Origin of the sequence: Emticicia sp. TH156, assembly GCF_002855535.1 — a bacterium.
Classification (GTDB): Bacteria; Bacteroidota; Bacteroidia; order Cytophagales; family Spirosomataceae; genus Emticicia; species Emticicia fluvialis.
The window spans coordinates 232,167-250,925 of sequence record NZ_PKRS01000009.1; the positions used below are offsets into that span (position 1 = coordinate 232,167).

Consider the following 18,759-nt stretch of genomic DNA (forward strand, 5'->3'; position numbering starts at 1 on the left):
TTAAGGTTTCCACTTTAATCGCTTTTTGTTTTTATGGCTGCTTTATTTTTCTGCAATAAGTTCTTTTATATCTCTGATAATCTTATCTGCCAGATTCGAAGCTGTAGTTTCAAATTCAGACTCAGCATAAATGCGGATAATGGGTTCAGTATTTGATTTACGCAGGTGTACCCATTCTTTTTCGAAGTTTATTTTTACGCCGTCTTCGGTATTAATAGGATATTTTTCATAACGGGATTTGATGTTTTCTAGCACTTCGTCCACATTTATGTCCTGGGTAAGTTCAACTTTCTTTTTGGCTATATGGTAATTAGAGTAGGTTTTTCTTAAAAATCCGATGGGCTTACCAAATTTGGCCAGATGGCTTAAAAATAAAGCGATACCTACCAGGGCGTCTCTGCCATAGTGTAACTCAGGGAAAATAATGCCACCGTTGCCTTCGCCACCTATTATTGCGCCGGTTTCTTTCATTTTGGCAACCACGTTTACTTCTCCCACTGCGGCAGAGGCATAAGCGCCACCTGCTTTAAGGGTTACATCTTTTAATGCAAGTGAAGACGACAGGTTTGAAACAGTGTTTAAGCTATTACTGGCTTTGTTGGCAGCCAGAACGTAGTCTGCTACTGCCACCAGTGTGTATTCTTCGCCAAAGGGCTCGCCATCTTCACAAATAAAGGCCAGGCGGTCAACATCGGGGTCTACAACAATGCCTAAATCATAGTTGCCTTTTCTGGTTTCAGCAGAGATTTCTCTCAGGTTTTCAGGTAGAGGCTCAGGGTTGTGTGCAAACAAACCCGTTGGCTCACAATTGATTAACTTTATTTTTGTTACACCCAGCGCTTCAAGCAGTTGGGGTACAACGGTACCCCCGGTTGAGTTAACCGCATCTACAGTGATACTGAAATCGGCCTTTGCTATGGCTTCTTTGTCAACCAGAGGCAAGGCAAGAATCAACTCAATATGCTTTTTTACGTAAGAATCATCAAAGGTTATTTTACCCAGGTGTTTTACATCTGCAAAATCAAAATCCTCAGCATCTACAATGGCAAGCAGTTCGGCGCCGTCGCCGGCCGAAATAAATTCTCCTTTTTCATTGAGTAGTTTAAGGGCATTCCACTGAATCGGGTTATGGCTGGCGGTAAGTATAATACCTCCCAGCGCCTGCTCAATAGGAACCGCAATTTCAACAGTAGGTGTAGTTGAAAGGCCCAAATCAACCACATGAAAACCCATGCCAACCAATGTTGAGCTGACCAGATCTGAAACCATTTTACCTGACAGTCGGGCGTCGCGGCCTAAAACAACTTTAGGTTCAGCACCCGGATTCTTCTTTTTAAGCCAGGTACCGTATGCGGCAGCAAACTTTACAATGTCAAGGGGGGTTAAGGCATCACCACTTTTACCGCCGATAGTTCCACGGATGCCGGAAATAGATTTAATGAGCGTCACTTTAATTGAGATTTGGGATTTTTCTTAATTAGGTATAAACACAAAAGATAAAACAAAAAACAATCCATAGTTGTCTTAATATCGGCAAAGATATAAAAAAACTAATGCTTTTGTATCTGGTTTCGCTTGCAAGAGATAAAATAATCAATCGGGGGCTTTAAAGACGCCTGATATTTACGTTTGCATCCAGGTGTGATTTGGCGTTTCCTCTGAAACCGCCGGTAATTGGATTTATGAGTTCAGGCTGGGCAGATGAGGCCAGTGTAATGTAATGGTCGTCTATTATTTTTCCTTCGGTGGGGTCAAAACCTCTCCAGCCTGCACCCGGAAGATACACCTCTACCCACGCATGCAGTTCATGTTGCTGTAGTTGGCTGCCATAACAATATCCACTGGCAAAGCGGGCAGCTATACCTAAAGATTTGCAGCAGGCTATCATCAGTACGGCGTAGTCACGGCAGGTGCCTTTTCGGTTAAGCAGGGTTTTTTCGGCAGGGTTTGCCGGTCCTTGAATGCGTTTCTCGTATACAAAGCTGGTTTTTATGTACTTTGAAATTCTCGTCAGAAAGTCAGTGGTTTTCCAGTTGGCTTCTGCTGCAATTTGCCTCGAAAACTGATGTATAAGCGTTGTAACGCCACTCATGTTCAGGTAAGGGTATAACAGAGATGCTTCTTTTTCGGGATAATGAAAGGGGAGTTTTTCTGCACTGAAAGGAAAATAAAGAAAATGAAAAGGGTTAGTTGGCGCCGATTCAATTTCAAATGATGCCTTAAAGGTGAGTTCTTCACAAGAAGAATTGATGTAGGCAATGTATTGCGCATTGCCCTCCACATCAATATTCTTATATAAGATATTTGCTACTGGATTAATTATAAGTTCAAAACTGCTTACCTCCTGATGAGGAGACGTCTTTGGCGACAAATAAATATAATGGGGCGTCAGAAAAACAGGTTGCGAATATTTATAATGTAAGGTATGTTCAACGCTTAAAATCATAAATTGTTTGTTAAGTACATGTACCTATTGGTCTGAACAATTATTTATTCTTCATCAGTTCCGCTCATTCCTGATAAAAAATGTCCGTTGCTGATTACAACCTGCTGAGAGAAATCAAGGTTTCCAACCGGCAAAATTTCTATGTTGCCTTCTTGTAAACCGCCTAATTTAACAGGTATTTTTCTGAAAACTGCCTCTTTGTCGTTTTGTTTTTCAAGAATCAGAATAAAATTACCATCGGGCTCTCTTAACACGGCACTTTCGGGTAATGTTCTGGCATTTCTGGTGCCGGTTAATACCCTGGCGTTAATAAACATGCCCGGTATAAGCCTTTGCTCCTGCTGTTCATTGGTTAGGTGTACATGCACATTTATTGCTTTTGTGTCTGTTTCAAAGGTCTGGCCTACCAAAAAAACGGTTCCTTCAACTTTATCACCCAGTCGCGTGTCATCAATCAATACTTTTTGCCCTTTCTGTATCTTAAAGGCATCTTTTTCAAGAATTTTCAGCTCAACGTGCAAATGTTCTTTGCTGATAATCTCAAATAATACATCATTCGGGGCTACAGATTTGCCAGTATTGATATTTGTGGCTTTAATGTATCCGCTTATAGGGGCAATAACATTTAATGTTGCAGATATATCGCCTTTTTTTAGTGCAGCAATATTAGTGCCTAATACCCGAAGCTTGGCCTCAAGCGATTTCACAAGTGCCTGGTTACCTTTAAAGTCTGACTCAGCCTGCTGCAATTTCTTTTTTACACCAATGTCTTCAGCATTCAGGCTTTGCTGGCGCTCCAGTTCTTTTTCAAGAAAACCGGTATGAGCTGCTGCCTGAAAGTAATCCTGCTGCATCTGAATGAACTCAATAGATTCAATTGTAGCCAGTACAGTACCTTTGGTAACAAATCTGCCTGGCAGCGCATTATTAGAAGAGATATTTTTTACAAATCCATTAATGGGCAGGCTGATAGAGGCCATGTTTTCTGGTGGCACATCGGCTACCCCATTGGCTTTTATTTCTTCATTCAGGGGCATCTCGTTAAAATTTCCCATGCCCAGATGCAGGTTTTTGAATTGTTCAGGCGATACCCTTATAAGCCCGGTGGGGGTAATGGTTTGTGCCGAATCGGCAGAAGAAGTATTTGCCTTTTTATTTGCATCAGTGTTCTTTGTGCAGGCCTGCAGACATGCAAGGCCTATCAGAGACAGAAAAAAATATGTTTTCATTGTATGTGCTGTTTAGTCTATTCCCAGTAGTGTTTCTATCTGAATGATAGTGTAATTAAAATTTAAAACTGTTAGAAGGTAGTCGTCTTTAATTTGCCATGCCTGCTGATTGTTTTGCACCAGCTCAACATAATCAATTTCTCCGCTCTGATAGCTTCTCATGGCATTTTTCATGAGCACGTTGGCCTGTGGTAAAGCGTATTTTTCATAATAGGCAAGCGAACTGCGGTGTTTCTCATAATTGAGCCTTAAAACATGAAGCTGGCCTGTTATCTGGTTTTCGGCCTGCCGCAGATGCGATTCCGCTATTTTTTCGTTCACCTGTGCCACTTCTATTCTTGCTTTCTGCGCTTTAGTGAAAATCGGTATGCCGATACCACCGGAAACCACCATCTGGTTTAGCTGATGCTCAATACTCTGATTGATGATTCCCAAACGAAAGTCAGGTTTTAATCGCTGTTTTTCAAGGTTAGTCTGCATTTTGCTTACCTCGGTTTGTTGTTCCACAACTGCCAATAGAGGGTTACTCAATTGGTTGAAAGACAGGCTGATTACGGTGGTGTCTCTCTTCAGAGGCAAAGAAAAATCAAGCGAAAAATCATCCTTGCTGTTCAATACTATTTTAAAAGCCTGATAAGCAGCCGATTCGTCTTTGTCTAGTATCCTTAGCCGGTTATTGATGTCTTGTAGCCTTACTTCTGCGCTTATTTTTTCAAGGGCATTGCTTTCGCCGGCTTTATAGCGTGCCTGGGCCATTTGCATGGCGCTGCGGTAGACGCTATCCTGCTGGGTAAGTGCCTGTCTTAATTGCTGATAAAAATACAACTGATAGTATAGCTGTTTCAGAGAACCCACAATTTCAGATTTGCGCAGAATCTGGTTTTTCTGGCTGGCCACTACATGGCTTTGCTGCAAATCTGCCTGTGCCTGATACAATTTCGGATGTGCAAATTGTTGCACCAGGCCCAAGGTGTAGTCGTTGGTATAAGGTGTTTGTGTTCTACCCAGCTGCACATCTACATTGGTTTTAGGTAGTTCTCTGGCTGTTTTAACCAGCAATTGTTGGCCTTCGGTTTCAAGACTGCTTATTTTAAGCAGGTAATTGTTTTTGGCGGCTATATCAATACTTTGTTGCAATGATAGCGTTTGCCCTCTGGCGGCTTGTAAAAAAGCCAGCACCCCACAAAGTATTAGGCCTGAATGTTTCAGTGTCTGCGTTTTCATTGAACTTTCTTTTTTGAAAATAAGGTGTAAATAACGGGTAGTACCACAAGTGTAAGAAGGGTAGCCGAAATAAGGCCACCTATAACCACTGTAGCCAGGGGTTTTTGAACCTCTGCTCCGGCCGAATGCGAAATGGCCATTGGTAAAAAGCCCAGCGATGCAACAGAGGCTGTCATGATTACCGGACGGAACCTGTCTCTGACACCCTGAAAAGTTCTCTGATAGATGTCATCTATTCCTTCACTTTCCAGATGATTCAGGTGGCTCAGCAATACAATGCCGTTAAGAACGGCTACCCCAAACAGTGCAATAAAACCAACGCCTGCTGATATACTGAAGGGCATATCGCGCACCCATAATGCTACTATGCCTCCAATGGCAGAAAGCGGAATAGCCGTGAAAATCACAGAGGCTTCTCTGAAAGATCTGAAAGTAAAATATAGCAGCATGAATATCAGCAACAAGGCTACAGGTACTGCTATACTCAGGCGGTCTTTTGCTTTTTGGAGGTTTTCAAAAGCACCACCATAAACGTAGTAATAACCAGCGGGTAGCTTCACCTGGGCATCAAGTTTCTGGCGGATTTCGTTAACCAGGCTTTCTACATCCCTATTTTGCGGGCTTATACCAATGGTAATGCGGCGTCTGGTGTTTTCATGTGATATTTGCGCCGGAGCCGTGATATACGAGATGTCGGCCACCTCTTCAAAGTTAACGTAAGAGCCATTGGGCAGTTTTACATACAATGCTTTTACGCCGTCAATATCATTTCTGTAGGTAGAGTCAAGCCTCAGAACCATATCAAACCTTTTTTCGTCTTCAAACACCGTTCCGGTTTTTTCTCCGGCAAAAGCAGTTTTAAGAACCAGATTCAGGTCTTCAATATTCAATCCGTATTGAGCCAGTTTTTCTCTTTTATATACTACAGAAATCTGTGGTAAACCCACCAGACGTTCAATTTTTATGCTTGCCACGCCGTCAATTTTTCCAATTACTGCGGCACAGGCACTAGCACGCTCAGCCAGTTTTTCAAGGTCGTTTCCGAATATCTTCACCACTATTTCAGAACGTGAGCCGGCAATCATTTCGTTAAAGCGCATCTGAATAGGCTGGGTGAACTCCAGGCTCATGCCCGGTACCTCGCGGGTAATTACATCGGCCATTTTTTCAAATATTTCTTCTTTGGTTTTGGCCGATACCCATTCTGATTTGTCTTTCATTGATATCATCAGGTCTGACATCTCAACTGGCATTGGGTCTGTTGGTACTTCTGATGCACCTATACGGCCAACAATTTGCTGTATTTCCGGGAAATGCTTCTTCAATGCTTTTTGAGCCCGGGTGGTGGCATCTACAGTTGCAGAAAGTGATGTGCCGGGCGGAGTCTGAAAATCAATAGCTATATCTCCTTCCTCAAGTGTGGGTATAAATTCTCCCCCGAGTGTTGAGAAAATCCAGATACTAAAGCCAAATAGCCCGAATGCAATGCCTATTACCAGTTTTTTTCTCTGTAAAGCCCATTTGAACAAGGGCTGGTAAGCATTGAAAACTGAATTAACGATGGTGTCTGAAATTTTGAAGTGTTTGTTGCCTTCATTTTTAAGCAGCAATGCCGAAACTGCCGGTACGTAGGTAAGTGAAAGCACCAGTGCCGACACAATGGCGAGGCTTACTGTAATAGCCATTGGTTTAAACATTTTGCCTTCAACACCAGACAAGGTAAGCAGTGGCAGGTACACAGTGAGGATGATTATAACTCCGAAGATGGCCGAATTAAGGATTTTTGAAGTTGCCTTAAATACCAGATTGTCCATTTCCGGCTGATTCAGTTTTGTTTTCTGAGGTACCATACTCCGGTCTTGCAGGTAATGCAATATTCCTTCCACCACAATTATTGACCCGTCAATTATCAGCCCGAAGTCTATAGCGCCCAGGCTCATCAGATTGGCAGAAATGCCGAAGGTGTTCATGAGGCTAAGCGTTACAAGCATTGATAGCGGTATAACAGAGGCCACCAGCAAGCCTGCTCTGATACTACCCATAAGTAGCACCAGCACAAATACCACAATAAGCCCCCCTTCAATAAGATTGGTTTCTACTGTATGTATGGCCTTGTCAATTAGTTTGGTACGGTCTATAAATGCATTAATCACCAGGCCTTCCGGCAAAGTTTTCTGAATACGGGCTATCCGCTCTTTTACACCCTTAATGGTTTTTTCAGAGTCGGCACCTTTCAGCATCAGCACTACTGCACCAACAGTTTCACCTTTTCCGTTCTGGGTCATGGCACCAAAGCGGTTGGCATGGCCAAATTGCACGGTGGCTACCTCCTTTACCAGCAATGGCACATTGCCAGCTGTTTTTATTACAATGTTTTCTATATCGCTCAGGGTTTTGGTGGTTCCTTCACCTCTGATAAAATACGCCTGGTTGTTTTTTTCTATATAGCTGCCGCCAGTGTTGGCATTGTTCCTGCTCAGGGCGTCAAACAATTCAGAAAGACTGGTATTGTTGGCACGGAGGCGCTCTGGGTTTGCGCTTATTTCATATTGTTTAACGTAGCCGCCAAAACTGCTGATTTCTATAACTCCTTTTACACCTGCTAGCTGCCGTTTTACTATCCAGTCCTGGATGGTCCGTAAATCTGTAAGCGAATAGCGCTCTTCGTATCCTTTTCGGGGTACAATGGTGTACTGGTAAATTTCGCCAAGGCCTGTGGTTATCGGAGCAAGCTCGGGCTTGCCAAATTGTGTTGGTATTTTGTCTTCAGTGGCTTTTAACTGCTCTGCCACCAGTTGCCTGGCTTGCAGCATATGTATTGATTCGTCGAACACAATGGTAATAACCGAAAGCCCAAGGCGCGAGGTAGACCGAATTTCTTCTACTCCCTGAAGGTTGGCCATTTGTTGCTCAATTGGTGAAGTAATGTATTGCTCCACTTCCTGTGCTGCCAGGGTAGGTGTTTGAGATAAAATTACCACCTGATTATTGGTTACATCAGGTATGGCATCTATGGGCAATTGGGTGAGGGAGTATCCGCCCCAGCCAATCAGACCCAATACCATCATACCGATGATAATTTTATTTTTGATACTGAATTTTATGATGGCATCAAACATGATGTTAATGAGAAAAAGTGAGGTAGTATATAAAATATTGATATAACAGAATAAGCATAGCGGAATCAGTGCATCACTGACCCGGATAGCCGTTTAAATGAGAGAGAGGATTAGGCCCTGGGAGGGTTGAGTAAGTTCAACTCGACAGAAAAGAAGTAATGATTAAGCCAGTTGAAATGGTCTTCTTTACTCATAAATGAGAGTACTGCCGTACCGCTAAAGGATAATAGCGACGGTAAAAGATACATATAGCTTACACCGTTAATGTCAAAAGAGGGTAAGCTCGGATGTTTTGTTTTGGCGTGTTCTGAGTTGGCAGAGTAATGCATAACAAGAAAAACCCAGAGATTAAAGTCTTTGGGTGCATCTCTTTTATGCTGGTAGTAGTGTGTTACAAGTTCTGAAAGCTTAATTGACTGGCTCCAGTTTACTTTCGGAACAAGGCTACCTAATGAGATGGTAATAAACAGTATGACAGCAATGAAACGCCGCAATTATTTATAGATGTTTTGCACAAATATAATAGTATATCTACACAAATGGTTCATTAAAATAGACAAATGCGGCGTTTTGGCAGATTTTTTCAGTAATTCATAATCATTATAAATAACTGTTTATTTCAAGGTATGTTTTTCTACGCCTTCGTTGGTTATTACAATCGGTTTTATAAGGCCTTTTTCATCAAAAAACATTTGGTCAATGCAGGTTACCCTTGAATTACCATCGGTTTCAGTTAATGGCCTGCGGTGGTAAACTATGTACCAGTCTTTGCTGCCTTCTGCATGGATGACCGAATGATGACCCGCGCCTGTGGCTATGGCTGGGTTTTGTTGTAGTATTTTACCTATACGCTTAAATGGCCCGAAGGGGGTATCGGCAATGGCATAGGCAACACTGTAGTTGGGGCCAGTCCAGCCGCCTTCCGACCACATAAAGTAATACTTGCCATCTTTTTTAAACATAAATGGTCCTTCAACATAGTTTTCCGGGGTAATCTCTTTAAATATACTTCCGTCTTCATAAGGTATAAAACCTGTAAAATCTTTTTTCAGATGAGCAATGTTGCAGTGTCTCCAGCCGCCATAAATAAGGTAGTATTCGTCATTGTCTTTAAATACAAACTGGTCGATAGGTTGGGCTCCATTATGAAATTTGTCTATCAATGGTTTACCCAGGTAATCTCTGAATGGCCCTTCGGGTTTATTGGCAACAGCTATGCCTATGCCACCCGGTTCTTTGTCGCTCTGAATATCATTGGCACCAAAGAAAAGATAATACTTTTTATCTTTTTCAATAATAGATGGCGCCCACATGGCACGTTTTGCCCATTTTATAGATGCGGTGTCTAATATGCGTTCATGTTTGATCCAGGATACGAGGTCCGGAGAAGAAAAAGCATCAAAAAATACCTGCCTGCCATAAGGAGCCGAGTAGGTGGGGTATATCCAATACTTTTTGTCGAAAATGGCACCTTCGGGGTCGGCGTACCATCCTTGAAAAACGGGGTTTCCGGCTGTTTTTTTATTTTGACCAAAGGTACAACGAACAGCCAAGGCTATTAGCAGTGTGGTTATCAGGAAACGAACCGGGCTTTTTAGCTTTAACATAGGTTTTGATAGAAAATAAGGTTGAAAGTTTTTGAGTTGTAAATATAAGCCACAAATGTTTATTTTCTGAAAGAACAACCAATTAACCAAGGTAGCCGTCATGGCTTTTAAAAGATGTAACATCAGAATTTAAGGTAATGAAGTTAAACATGGCAGCAGAACTAGGTTTTAATTGAAGCTCTATTTTGAACAAATGCATTCGCTAAAGGCAATGCCCTTCAATAAAAGTTGATATATTTGTGTAAATTTATCTTTAATTACCCCGTTGTTACTAAAATCCAGAAGCATTCTGTCTATTTAAATCAGTATCATGACAAGAAAAACTCAATATCTGTTTTTTGCTTTCTTCTTTTGCATCAGCTCTCTATGTTTTGCTCAGCCTCCCGGATTTATCGATGAAAAAATCTCTGATAACTGGACAATACCCGTTGGCTTGACTTTCGATAAATTGGGTAGAATGTACGTTTGGGAAAAAGCAGGGAAAATATATATGGTTGAAAAGGGAGTAAAGAATCCGGTCCCTGTTTTAGATATCAGTGAAGAAGTACTTAATTTCAATGATCATGGGCTTAATGGTGTTGTTCTCGACCCTGACTTTCTTAATAACGGCCATATTTATTTGCTTTACACTGCCAGGAGGCATCACGTTTTATACTATGGCACGCCACAGTATAATCCGGGCATTGAAGAGAATTTTAAAACATCTATCGGCAGGGTTACCAGATATACGCTCAAAAAAGATGATGACTTTAAAAGTACTGATTACAATAGCCGGAAAGTTCTGATTGGTGAGAGTATATCAACAGGTATTCCTATTCTAACAGATAATCATGGTGTTGGTTCTTTGGTTTTCGGGAAAGATGGTACCTTGCTTGTGTCGGTGGGCGATGCATCTATTACCAGCGAGCCACCATCTGATGACAGTAAAAGTCCATGGTTTCTTGAAGCTATTGAAGTAGGCATTATTACTCCTGAGCTAAACGTAAATGCATTTAAAAGCCAGATTATTAACAGCTTTAACGGCAAATTGCTTAGAATTAACCCAGTAACCGGCGATGGACTGGCCTCTAACCCTTTCTATGAGGCAGCAAACCCCAGAGCGGCAAAATCTAGAGTCTGGGCTTATGGTTTGCGTAATCCGTTCCGGTTTGTGGTGCAACCAAATACTGGTAGCACGAATCCGGCAGATGGTAATCCGGGTACTTTGTTTGTAGGCGATGTAGGTTGGGACCACCGGGAAGAAATTAATATAGTAACTAAAGGTGGGCAGAATTTTGGCTGGCCCATGTATGAAGGTATTAGCTATATAAATCAGTCATATTCAGACTCGGCTTACAGGCCTGTGAATCCGGTAATGCCTATTGTTGAGTGGCGAGGGCCTTTGGCGCAAAGTACAGTTAATGGCGAAACTTATGGCGTTGGGTCTCTGCAGTTTAAAGGGAATCCTTTTACGGGGATTGCTTCAATAGGTGGTATTTTTGATACATCAGATGCTTTTCCGGAAAATTACAGGAATCTGTATTTTCAGGGCGACTACCAAGGCTGGGTAAAAGCATTCAGGCTTAACGGTAACAACAATGCAGTTGAGGTAATTGATTTCACAGACGGTGTTTTTCCGACTTGCTTTGCCCAGAACCCACTTGATGGCAGTATTTATTATGTCAGCTATGATTATCCGGATAAAAATGAGGTTAGAAGAATTTACTTTGACCCTCAGGCAAACCTGAGACCAATTGTTGTTGCTGAGATGTCGACCAATTACGGTAAAACACCCCTATTTGTTAAGTTTAAAGCTAGTGATTCAAAAGACCCTGAGGGTGGACCCTTAAAATTTCATTGGGATTTTGGAGACGGGATTACCTCTGATGAGCCTGACCCATACAATGTGTATATTCATACGGACGACCAAATTAAAGAAGCAACCGTAACACTTACTGTTACAGATAACGTGGGTAAGTCAGACACCAAAACGTTTGTGGTCTATCTGAATAATACCCCACCGAAAATATTAAAAACAAGCATTGATTCGCTCGATAGTTTTTCAAATGTAGCAGACTACAAAGTAAAACTTTCGGCATCTGTTGTTGATTATGAACATACTGATTTATCGTATCAATGGATAGTTGTGTTGCACCATGACCAGCACACCCATTTTGTAACCAGTTTTAAAAAACCGGAGGGAGAGGTTGTTCTGGGTCGGGTGCCTTGCGATAACCAGGAGTATTACTACAGAATAAGTCTTGTGGTAACTGACCCAACAGGTTTAAGTGGTACTTTCAACAAAGGCGTAATTCCGATTTGTCCAAAAGACCCTGACCCGGATCCTGACCCCGACCCCGACCCTGATCCGGATCCCGACCCAGATCCTGACCCTGACCCGGAAGAAATTATCCTGGGGGTTTATCCAAATCCTACTCCAAACACTATTTCTTTGCTGGCCAATAAAGATTTTGAAAATCAATTTGTAAAAATAAACCTGGTTGATAGCAGAGGCCAGTCAATAAGCAAAAAAGAGGGGTATTGGGTAAACCTGAAAGAAGACATGAATAAGGCTTTGTCGAGCCAGAGTATAGGTATCTATTTTCTTACCATAAATTATGGCGACAAAACCAGGGTTTTTAGAATTTATAAGGAATAGCTACAAAAAAGCCGGATGTTTTCAGATTCATCCGGCTTTTGGATATAAAAAGAAAGCCAATTTTAAAGATAAACTACCTGCCCGGTTTTTACAGATTCATCGCAGGCAAAAGCAATTTTCAAGCTATTTACGGCATCCTGAATGTGGTCTGTCAGGTCTACATCATCCTGTATTGCTTTCAGAAAATATCTTTGTTCTCTGTTGCAAAGTTCCTGATGGTCAGGCTCGTCAGTCAGGTTTATCCATTCATCATCTTTTAAAAACTGATTTTTTACGTCAATGTCGGCATGATGAAAACGTAACGACTCCGTTTTGGTGTGAGAATCGACATTATCTGACTTACCGGTGCCACCTGCTTCTTTAGCTACAATTGAAACACAGCCTTTAGGACCTATAACGTCTTTAACAAAAAATGCGGTTTCGCTCATCATGGGTCCCCAGCCTGCTTCATACCAGCCTACTGAGCCATCTTCAAATCTGATTTGCAACTGGCCATAGTTATAATTATCCTCCGGAATATCATCTGTCAATCTGGCGCCAATTGCTGTTACCTGTAAGGGTTTAGAGCGGGTCATCTGGCACATTACGTCTATATAATGCACGCCGCAATCTACAATAGGGCTAAGGCTTTTCATCAGGTTGCGGTGCACATCCCACATATTGCCGTGACTCTGCTGGTTAAGGTTCATACGCATTACCAAAGGCTTACCAAGCTGATGCGACAACTCAACGAATTTTTCCCATGACGGGTGATGGCGCAAAATATAACCTACAACCAATTTTTTGCCATACTTAATAGCTGCGGCAGCCACTCTTTCTGCACCTTCTACGGTGTCGGCCACCGGCTTTTCTATAAATACATGGGCACCATTTTCAAAGGCTTTAATGGCGAACGCCTCGTGGGTGTCGGGGTAAGTAGAAATACAAACGGCATCAGGCTTGGTTTTGGCCAATGCTTCGTCGTAATCTGAGAATAAAGGATAACCACCTCCCAGGCGCTCATTTAATACTTCTTTACTTTTACCGGTTGAAACAATACCGCAAATTTCAAATCCGCCAATGGTTTTGTAGGCAATAGCATGCGATGCCCCCATATTACCACAGCCAACTACTAATACTCTGATCTGGCTCATAAGTTTTGTTTTACTAAATTAGGGTTGCTCAATTAACAACGGAAAAACTATATTTTTTACCTTGATAAATTACAAATTTATAACCTTAAACGTTCCCAACCCGGCTGTGGAGCTCCTTACTTCAGTAAAGAGAATGTTATTGAAATTTCAATATATATTGAAAGTACAAAATATATTACGTTTTCAATATAGATGATATATTTAAAATAAATTCTATTTATTGAAGTATTTGTATTTTCTTGAAGTTGTGAAATTTACTAAATATATAGATACTGACTAATGAGTACCTAATTCATCAAGAGCCAGCCATGCCATTAAACCCGGGCCAATCTCAAGGGCTGTTTCGTCAATATCAAAAGTAGGGGTGTGCACACCAGAAATAATGCCTTTGGCCTCATTTCTGGTTCCCAGTCGGTAAAAGCATGAGTCAACCACCTGAGAGTAAAACGCAAAGTCTTCGCCCGCCATCCATAAATCAAGGTCAATTACGTTTTCTTTGCCCATGTAAGCAGTGGCAGCTGTCTTCATACGGCGGGTCAATTCTGGATGATTTTTTAAAAAAGGGTAACCTCTAACAATTTCAAAATCGCAGACACCGCCCATGGCTTCCGTAATGCCCTCTGCCATTTTTTTCATGCGTCGCAGCCCGTCTTCTCTCCATTCCTCATCCATACATCTGAAAGTCCCCTGAATGGTAACCTCATTAGGAATCACATTAGTAACGCCATCAGCAATGAATCTCCCAAAAGAAAGTACCGAAGGATTGGCCGGTTTTTTATTGCGGGAAATTATCTGTTGAAGTGAAACAATTACATGCGAGGCAATCAGTACGGGGTCAATCAATTGGTCGGGCATGGCGCCGTGTCCGCCTTTGCCTTTAATGGTCAGGTAGAGTTCATCGGTACTGGCCATGTACATCCCTTCCCGGAATCCGATTTTACCAACAGGCACATTAGGCGCTACGTGTTGCCCCAGCATACTGACAGGAGCCGGATTTTCAAGTACGCCTTCTTTTATCATAATGGATGCACCACCGGGGGCTTTTTCTTCTGCCGGCTGAAAAACCAGCTTGATGGTTCCTTCAAATTCATCTTTCAGCTGGCTCAGAATACGTGCTGTTCCTAACAAAGAAGACGTATGTACATCATGCCCGCAAGCGTGCATAACGCCCTCATTAACCGATTTATAGGGTACATCGTTTTTCTCAAAAATGGGTAAAGCATCCATATCGGCTCTCAGACCCACCACTTTACTTTCAGGATTCCGCCCTTCAATTAGCGCTACTACACCTGTATCAGCAATGCCTTCCTGTGGAGACAGGCCAAGGTCTCTCAGCTTTTGTGCAACAAATCTGGCTGTATTGTATTCCTGAAACGAAAGCTCGGGATTAGTATGCAGATAACGGCGATTGGCAATAGTTTCAGCGGCATATTCTTTGGCCAGCTGTTTTATTTTTGAGTCGAGAGACATAGGCGTAACAGTAGTTAACAAACAAAGCAGTATTTATCTGCCTGTAATTCAAACTTATATTCAGGCCGCTAAGATACGCATGTATCGTGGCTTTATTGAGTAATTAAACAAAAAATAGTGCTACCCGGCTGCTGGCACTATACATTAAACCGGGTAGCTTTTTTTTATTTTTCGGTTTTAGGTTCTTCCGTTTTTTCTGCGGGCAAACCTTCCCCTTTGAGATAATTGGGCAGATTCAGCCCGGCCATATTGAAAAGGTCGTTTAGCGGGGGTACGGTTTTCATCATGCCGGATACAAAATTAGCAGTAGATGAGTTGCCGTTTTCAGAGGTACCATTGCCAGAGTCCCACACTGTAATTTTATCAATTTTAATGTTTTTTACAGCCTCTACCTGTGTTTTAACTAATTCAGGTAGTTTTTCAATCAGCAATAGCTGGAACGCCTTGGTTGGGTCGCCGCCGGCAGCAGCTACTACCTCTTTATAACCTTCAGCCTGCTTGGTTAGTATTTCATATAAACCTTTTGCTTCAGCTTCCATTTTGGCATAAATGGCATCAGCCTCACCTTTGGCATTTTCTCTTATACGTTCTGCTTCGGCCTGGGCTTCTATAATGGCTCTCTGCTTGGCAATTTCAGCAGGCACCACAATATTGGCAATTTGGGTAGAGCGTTCTCTTTCCGAGCGTGCCAACTCTGCTTTTTGCTCGGCTACATAGGCTTCCTCCAATGCTTTGGCCTGTTGCACTTTTTCGGCCGAAATGGCCAGGCGAAGCGCTTCTGCTTCTTTTTCTCTTCTTTGTGCCTCAGAATTGGCAATTGAAATGCGTGCTTCGTTTTCGCCCTGCACGGCAACGGCATTGGCTTCTGCCGTTTTTACACGGGTGTCGCGGTTGGCTTCTGCCTTACCAATGGCTTCATCTTTACCTGCCGATGCGATACTGATTTCTCTGTCTTTCTGGGTTATCGCAATTTTGACGTCTCTGTCGCGGTGGGTTTCGGCAATTTGTGTATCTCTTTCGCGGTCGGCCATGGCTTTACCTGTTTCCCCGATTTTCTCTTGTTCGGCCACACTAATCTTTGCTTCATTAATGGCCTTTGCAGCTGCCTCTTTACCCAATGCTTCAATATAGCCAGACTCATCTTTAATGTCTGTTACGTTAACGTTTATTAGTTTCAACCCGATTTTTTTCAGTTCTGTATCAACGTTTTTCGATATGTTATCCAGAAACTTGTCACGGTCTGAATTGATTTCCTCAATGGTCATTGTGGCAATTACCAGGCGCAACTGACCAAACAGGATGTCTTTAGACAGCTCCTGAATCTGGTCGGCGCTCAGGCCTAATAGTCTTTCAGCGGCGTTATTCATACTATCGGCCTCGGTTGAAATGGCAATGGTAAAGCGGCAGGGTACATCTACCCTGATATTCTGGCGGCTCAGCGCATTGGTCAGGTTGGCCTCAATTGAAATGGGTTTCAAATCAAGAAAAGCAAAGTCCTGAAACACCGGCCAGATAAATTCGCCCCCTCCGTGAATACATTTAGCCGAGCTGCCGCCTGTTCTACCATAAATCACCAGGATTTTATCAGAGGGGCATCTCTTGTATCTTGAAATAAGAGCCGTGATTGTTACAAATAGCACAAACACCGCCACAACAATAATTAAAAGTGGAGAAGTCATTTTTAAAAGGAGTGTTTAAATGATTAAATTTTTTCTACAATTAAGGTGTTGTTTTCAACGCCGATGATTCTGACAGACTCGCCGGTTTTGATTCTTTCTTGAGCAGTTATGGCGTCCAGTTCAAAAAAAGCGCCTTTTACGCTTATCTGTACTTTGCCTTTACCATTCTTTTGACCAGGGATGCTCAAATAAACCGAGCCGACCTGATTGATAGTGCTTGCAATACGGAAGGTATTGTTTTGAGATAGTTTTCTTATCTGCAAAATGATAAAGAAAAAAAGGGCAACAAAACCGGCCCCAACTAAAATGGCAAGGGCAATTAGCAAAAGAGGGTTGGCTATCAGTTGGTAAAATGAAATGCCTGTCCAACTGAATCCTAAAAGAAAATTGATAAGGTTCCGGAACGAAAAAAGCTGGAAGGGTTTATCGGTACCACTCATGTCTCCATCAAAATCAGCATCAAGGCCGTCGGCCGCATCAACTCCTGCAAACGTCAGGATGGTCTGAATCAGAAAGATAACACTAGTCGGCACAGCCACATACCAGAAGGAACGGAGTAGAGGCTCTAAGTTGTTTAAAAAATCCATAGGGTTTAATGAAGTTTATGTCAAAAGCCAAAAGTTTAATACCCCAAAATAATGAAATTATCGGGTAAACGTGCCAGGTGATTTTGACAAGAGGGCGAAATGAATTAGAAACCGGTTTGAAAACGGTATGTTTTGCTGTTTTACCAGCAGCATTGTGGAGTAAAAGCAGGCAAATGTGATGGTTTTTATGATGTTTAATTTTTTATTAAAAATGCGCAATCAGGTTTTTCGTTTCTTCTTTTTGGCCGAAGGAAACAATACGTTGTTGAGAATAAGCCTGTAGCCGGGTGAATGTGGAAAAAGATTCAGGTCGGTAGGAATGCGGTGAAAACCCCGCCGACCCTCAGGGTCATGGCCACCGTAGAAAACCCATTGGCCAAGGCCTAGTTCACCATAAATATAGCGGTCAGACTCCCTTCCTTCGCCCATCACCAGTACATTGGGTTTAACAGTCTTTTTATTAAACGAAGAAGTTTGTCCCATAAACTCCCTGATCAGATGCTCATGGTTCTGGCAAAGCATGGCCGGGATGACATCCCACTTGGCTGAGAATTCGAACAAATTGAAATAAGAAGTTATTTCGTCGTCAAAGCGGCCAGACCATACGTTGATGTCTGAAAAAGACATAGAACCATAATAGCCCTCGTTATCGTTAAGCGACAGGTTGAAGTTATGAAAGGCCAGTGTTTTGTCGAAATCCAGTTTAGACTGGGCTTGGGCGTCTATGTCGTCACCATCAAACCGGCTACTTACGATATCGGTATTTTCGGCAGACAGCGCAATGTCAAGCGTTTCAGCCCCCGAACACATAGCAAACAGGTATCCTCCGCCCATACAAAACATCTTTATCATTTTGGCGACATCCAGTTTCAGGCTCGAAATCTTTCTGTAATTAAGCCTACGGGCAATGTCTTCCTGTGCTTTCATGTCGGCAGGCGACATCCGCCGCATGTTTTTGCCGAACTGGCCTGTAAAATCTTCATGATGCAAATGCAGCCAGTCATACTTGGCTAAATCTCCTCTGATAATCTCTTCATCATAAATAACCTCAAACGGAATCTCGGCATATTTTAATGCCAGTAAAACGGCGTCGGTATCTTCAAAATTTGAAAGGCTTATTTTAACGGGCGAGTAAACAGCAATTTTGGCAGCTTTAAATAGCCGCACCATTTCCATGTTTACGTCGGGGTCTGAAATTTCTCTTTTGATGGCTTGTACATTGGCAGACGACAGCACCTCAAAAGCTACCCCTCTAATCAGGCATTCTTTCTGCAGCGTGGGCGTGTAATCGAACAAAAAGCTACCACCTCTGTAATTTATGAGCCAGTCCAGTTCAATGTTGGCTTGTAAATGCTGGTAGGCAATACCATAGGCTTTCAGATGGTTAGATTGATTGTCGTCCATCGGTATCAGTATTGAGTTGGCAAAAGATTGCCAGGCGTTCAATAATAAGCATAGAACCAGTAATTTCTTTGCCATTGCCCAGGTAAGTTTTTAATCAAATATACTAAGCAATTTTAAAGATTCAGTATTTTTTGTCTTTTTATTTGCTGATAACCAATACTTTAGTGCAAGTGTTAATGGTTGGTGGATTTTACCAGAGAAAAAGAATATTACCCAATAGTTT

The 18,759-nt window shown here is 42.2% G+C and carries 13 protein-coding genes; 1 reads left to right on the plus strand and 12 read right to left on the minus strand.

Features of this window, described 5'->3' with window-relative positions; translation table 11 throughout:
* Positions 1–42: 42 nt before the first annotated feature.
* The 7 genes from glmM to C0V77_RS17730 all read right to left on the minus strand — a co-directional run bounded on the left by glmM (position 43) and on the right by C0V77_RS17730 (position 9,625).
* On the minus strand, positions 43–1,449 hold the full coding sequence (gene glmM / locus C0V77_RS17700; protein WP_101727684.1) for a phosphoglucosamine mutase: 1,407 nt from the start codon (positions 1,447–1,449) through the stop codon (positions 43–45).
* Between the two features lie 157 nt (positions 1,450–1,606).
* Positions 1,607–2,446, minus strand: coding sequence for a transglutaminase family protein (locus C0V77_RS17705; RefSeq protein WP_101727685.1), 840 nt, complete (start codon positions 2,444–2,446; stop codon positions 1,607–1,609).
* Positions 2,447–2,490: 44 nt separating this feature from the next.
* Complete coding sequence (locus tag C0V77_RS17710) at positions 2,491–3,675, minus strand: efflux RND transporter periplasmic adaptor subunit (protein WP_101727686.1); 1,185 nt, start codon at positions 3,673–3,675, stop codon at positions 2,491–2,493.
* Positions 3,676–3,687: 12 nt separating this feature from the next.
* Positions 3,688–4,899, minus strand: a complete 1,212-nt coding sequence (locus tag C0V77_RS23315; protein ID WP_101727687.1) for a TolC family protein — start codon at positions 4,897–4,899, stop codon at positions 3,688–3,690.
* Positions 4,896–8,018 (minus strand): efflux RND transporter permease subunit, encoded by a 3,123-nt coding sequence (locus C0V77_RS17720; RefSeq protein WP_101727688.1) that lies wholly within the window; start codon positions 8,016–8,018, stop codon positions 4,896–4,898. Before C0V77_RS17720 ends, C0V77_RS23315 begins: the two co-directional genes overlap by 4 nt.
* A gap of 110 nt (positions 8,019–8,128) precedes the next feature.
* On the minus strand, positions 8,129–8,512 hold the full coding sequence (locus C0V77_RS17725) for a hypothetical protein (RefSeq protein ID WP_101727689.1): 384 nt from the start codon (positions 8,510–8,512) through the stop codon (positions 8,129–8,131).
* Positions 8,513–8,632: 120 nt separating this feature from the next.
* Complete coding sequence (locus C0V77_RS17730; RefSeq protein ID WP_101727745.1) at positions 8,633–9,625, minus strand: glycoside hydrolase family 43 protein; 993 nt, start codon at positions 9,623–9,625, stop codon at positions 8,633–8,635.
* A gap of 310 nt (positions 9,626–9,935) precedes the next feature.
* Between C0V77_RS17730 and C0V77_RS17735 the strand changes: the two genes are divergently transcribed.
* Entirely contained in the window at positions 9,936–12,263 is a 2,328-nt protein-coding gene (locus tag C0V77_RS17735; RefSeq protein WP_101727690.1) for a PQQ-dependent sugar dehydrogenase, read from the plus strand.
* Positions 12,264–12,325: 62 nt separating this feature from the next.
* On the opposite strand, the gene C0V77_RS17740 is transcribed toward C0V77_RS17735, so the two are convergent.
* The 5 genes from C0V77_RS17740 to C0V77_RS17760 all read right to left on the minus strand — a co-directional run bounded on the left by C0V77_RS17740 (position 12,326) and on the right by C0V77_RS17760 (position 18,611).
* The gene (locus tag C0V77_RS17740; protein ID WP_101727691.1) at positions 12,326–13,396 is read right to left on the minus strand and encodes a Gfo/Idh/MocA family protein; all 1,071 of its coding nucleotides are present in this window, start codon (positions 13,394–13,396) and stop codon (positions 12,326–12,328) included.
* Positions 13,397–13,672: 276 nt separating this feature from the next.
* On the minus strand, positions 13,673–14,866 hold the full coding sequence (locus tag C0V77_RS17745) for a M20 family metallopeptidase (RefSeq protein WP_101727692.1): 1,194 nt from the start codon (positions 14,864–14,866) through the stop codon (positions 13,673–13,675).
* 164 nt (positions 14,867–15,030) lie between these two features.
* Positions 15,031–16,545: a flotillin family protein gene (locus C0V77_RS17750; RefSeq protein ID WP_101727693.1), complete on the minus strand. Its 1,515-nt coding sequence runs from the start codon at positions 16,543–16,545 to the stop codon at positions 15,031–15,033.
* A 23-nt stretch (positions 16,546–16,568) separates the two neighbouring features.
* Positions 16,569–17,132 carry an NfeD family protein gene (locus tag C0V77_RS17755; RefSeq protein WP_101727694.1) on the minus strand — a complete coding sequence of 188 codons (564 nt, stop codon included), beginning with the start codon at positions 17,130–17,132 and terminating at the stop codon, positions 16,569–16,571.
* A 219-nt stretch (positions 17,133–17,351) separates the two neighbouring features.
* Positions 17,352–18,611: an asparagine synthetase B gene (locus tag C0V77_RS17760; RefSeq protein WP_101727695.1), complete on the minus strand. Its 1,260-nt coding sequence runs from the start codon at positions 18,609–18,611 to the stop codon at positions 17,352–17,354.
* Positions 18,612–18,759: the final 148 nt, after the last annotated feature.

What these genes read in the sequence shown, in the direction of transcription:
- C0V77_RS17740 (WP_101727691.1), bottom strand. Translation starts at nt 13,396, where the DNA reads ATGAGCCAGATCAGAGTATTAGTAGTTGGCTGTGGTAATATGGGGGCA.
- C0V77_RS17735 (WP_101727690.1), top strand. Translation starts at nt 9,936, where the DNA reads ATGACAAGAAAAACTCAATATCTGTTTTTTGCTTTCTTCTTTTGCATC.
- C0V77_RS23315 (WP_101727687.1), bottom strand. Translation starts at nt 4,899, where the DNA reads ATGAAAACGCAGACACTGAAACATTCAGGCCTAATACTTTGTGGGGTG.
- C0V77_RS17745 (WP_101727692.1), bottom strand. Translation starts at nt 14,866, where the DNA reads ATGTCTCTCGACTCAAAAATAAAACAGCTGGCCAAAGAATATGCCGCT.
- C0V77_RS17710 (WP_101727686.1), bottom strand. Translation starts at nt 3,675, where the DNA reads ATGAAAACATATTTTTTTCTGTCTCTGATAGGCCTTGCATGTCTGCAG.
- C0V77_RS17720 (WP_101727688.1), bottom strand. Translation starts at nt 8,018, where the DNA reads ATGTTTGATGCCATCATAAAATTCAGTATCAAAAATAAAATTATCATC.
- C0V77_RS17750 (WP_101727693.1), bottom strand. Translation starts at nt 16,545, where the DNA reads ATGACTTCTCCACTTTTAATTATTGTTGTGGCGGTGTTTGTGCTATTT.
- C0V77_RS17760 (WP_101727695.1), bottom strand. Translation starts at nt 18,611, where the DNA reads ATGGCAAAGAAATTACTGGTTCTATGCTTATTATTGAACGCCTGGCAA.
- C0V77_RS17755 (WP_101727694.1), bottom strand. Translation starts at nt 17,132, where the DNA reads ATGGATTTTTTAAACAACTTAGAGCCTCTACTCCGTTCCTTCTGGTAT.
- C0V77_RS17705 (WP_101727685.1), bottom strand. Translation starts at nt 2,446, where the DNA reads ATGATTTTAAGCGTTGAACATACCTTACATTATAAATATTCGCAACCT.
- C0V77_RS17730 (WP_101727745.1), bottom strand. Translation starts at nt 9,625, where the DNA reads ATGTTAAAGCTAAAAAGCCCGGTTCGTTTCCTGATAACCACACTGCTA.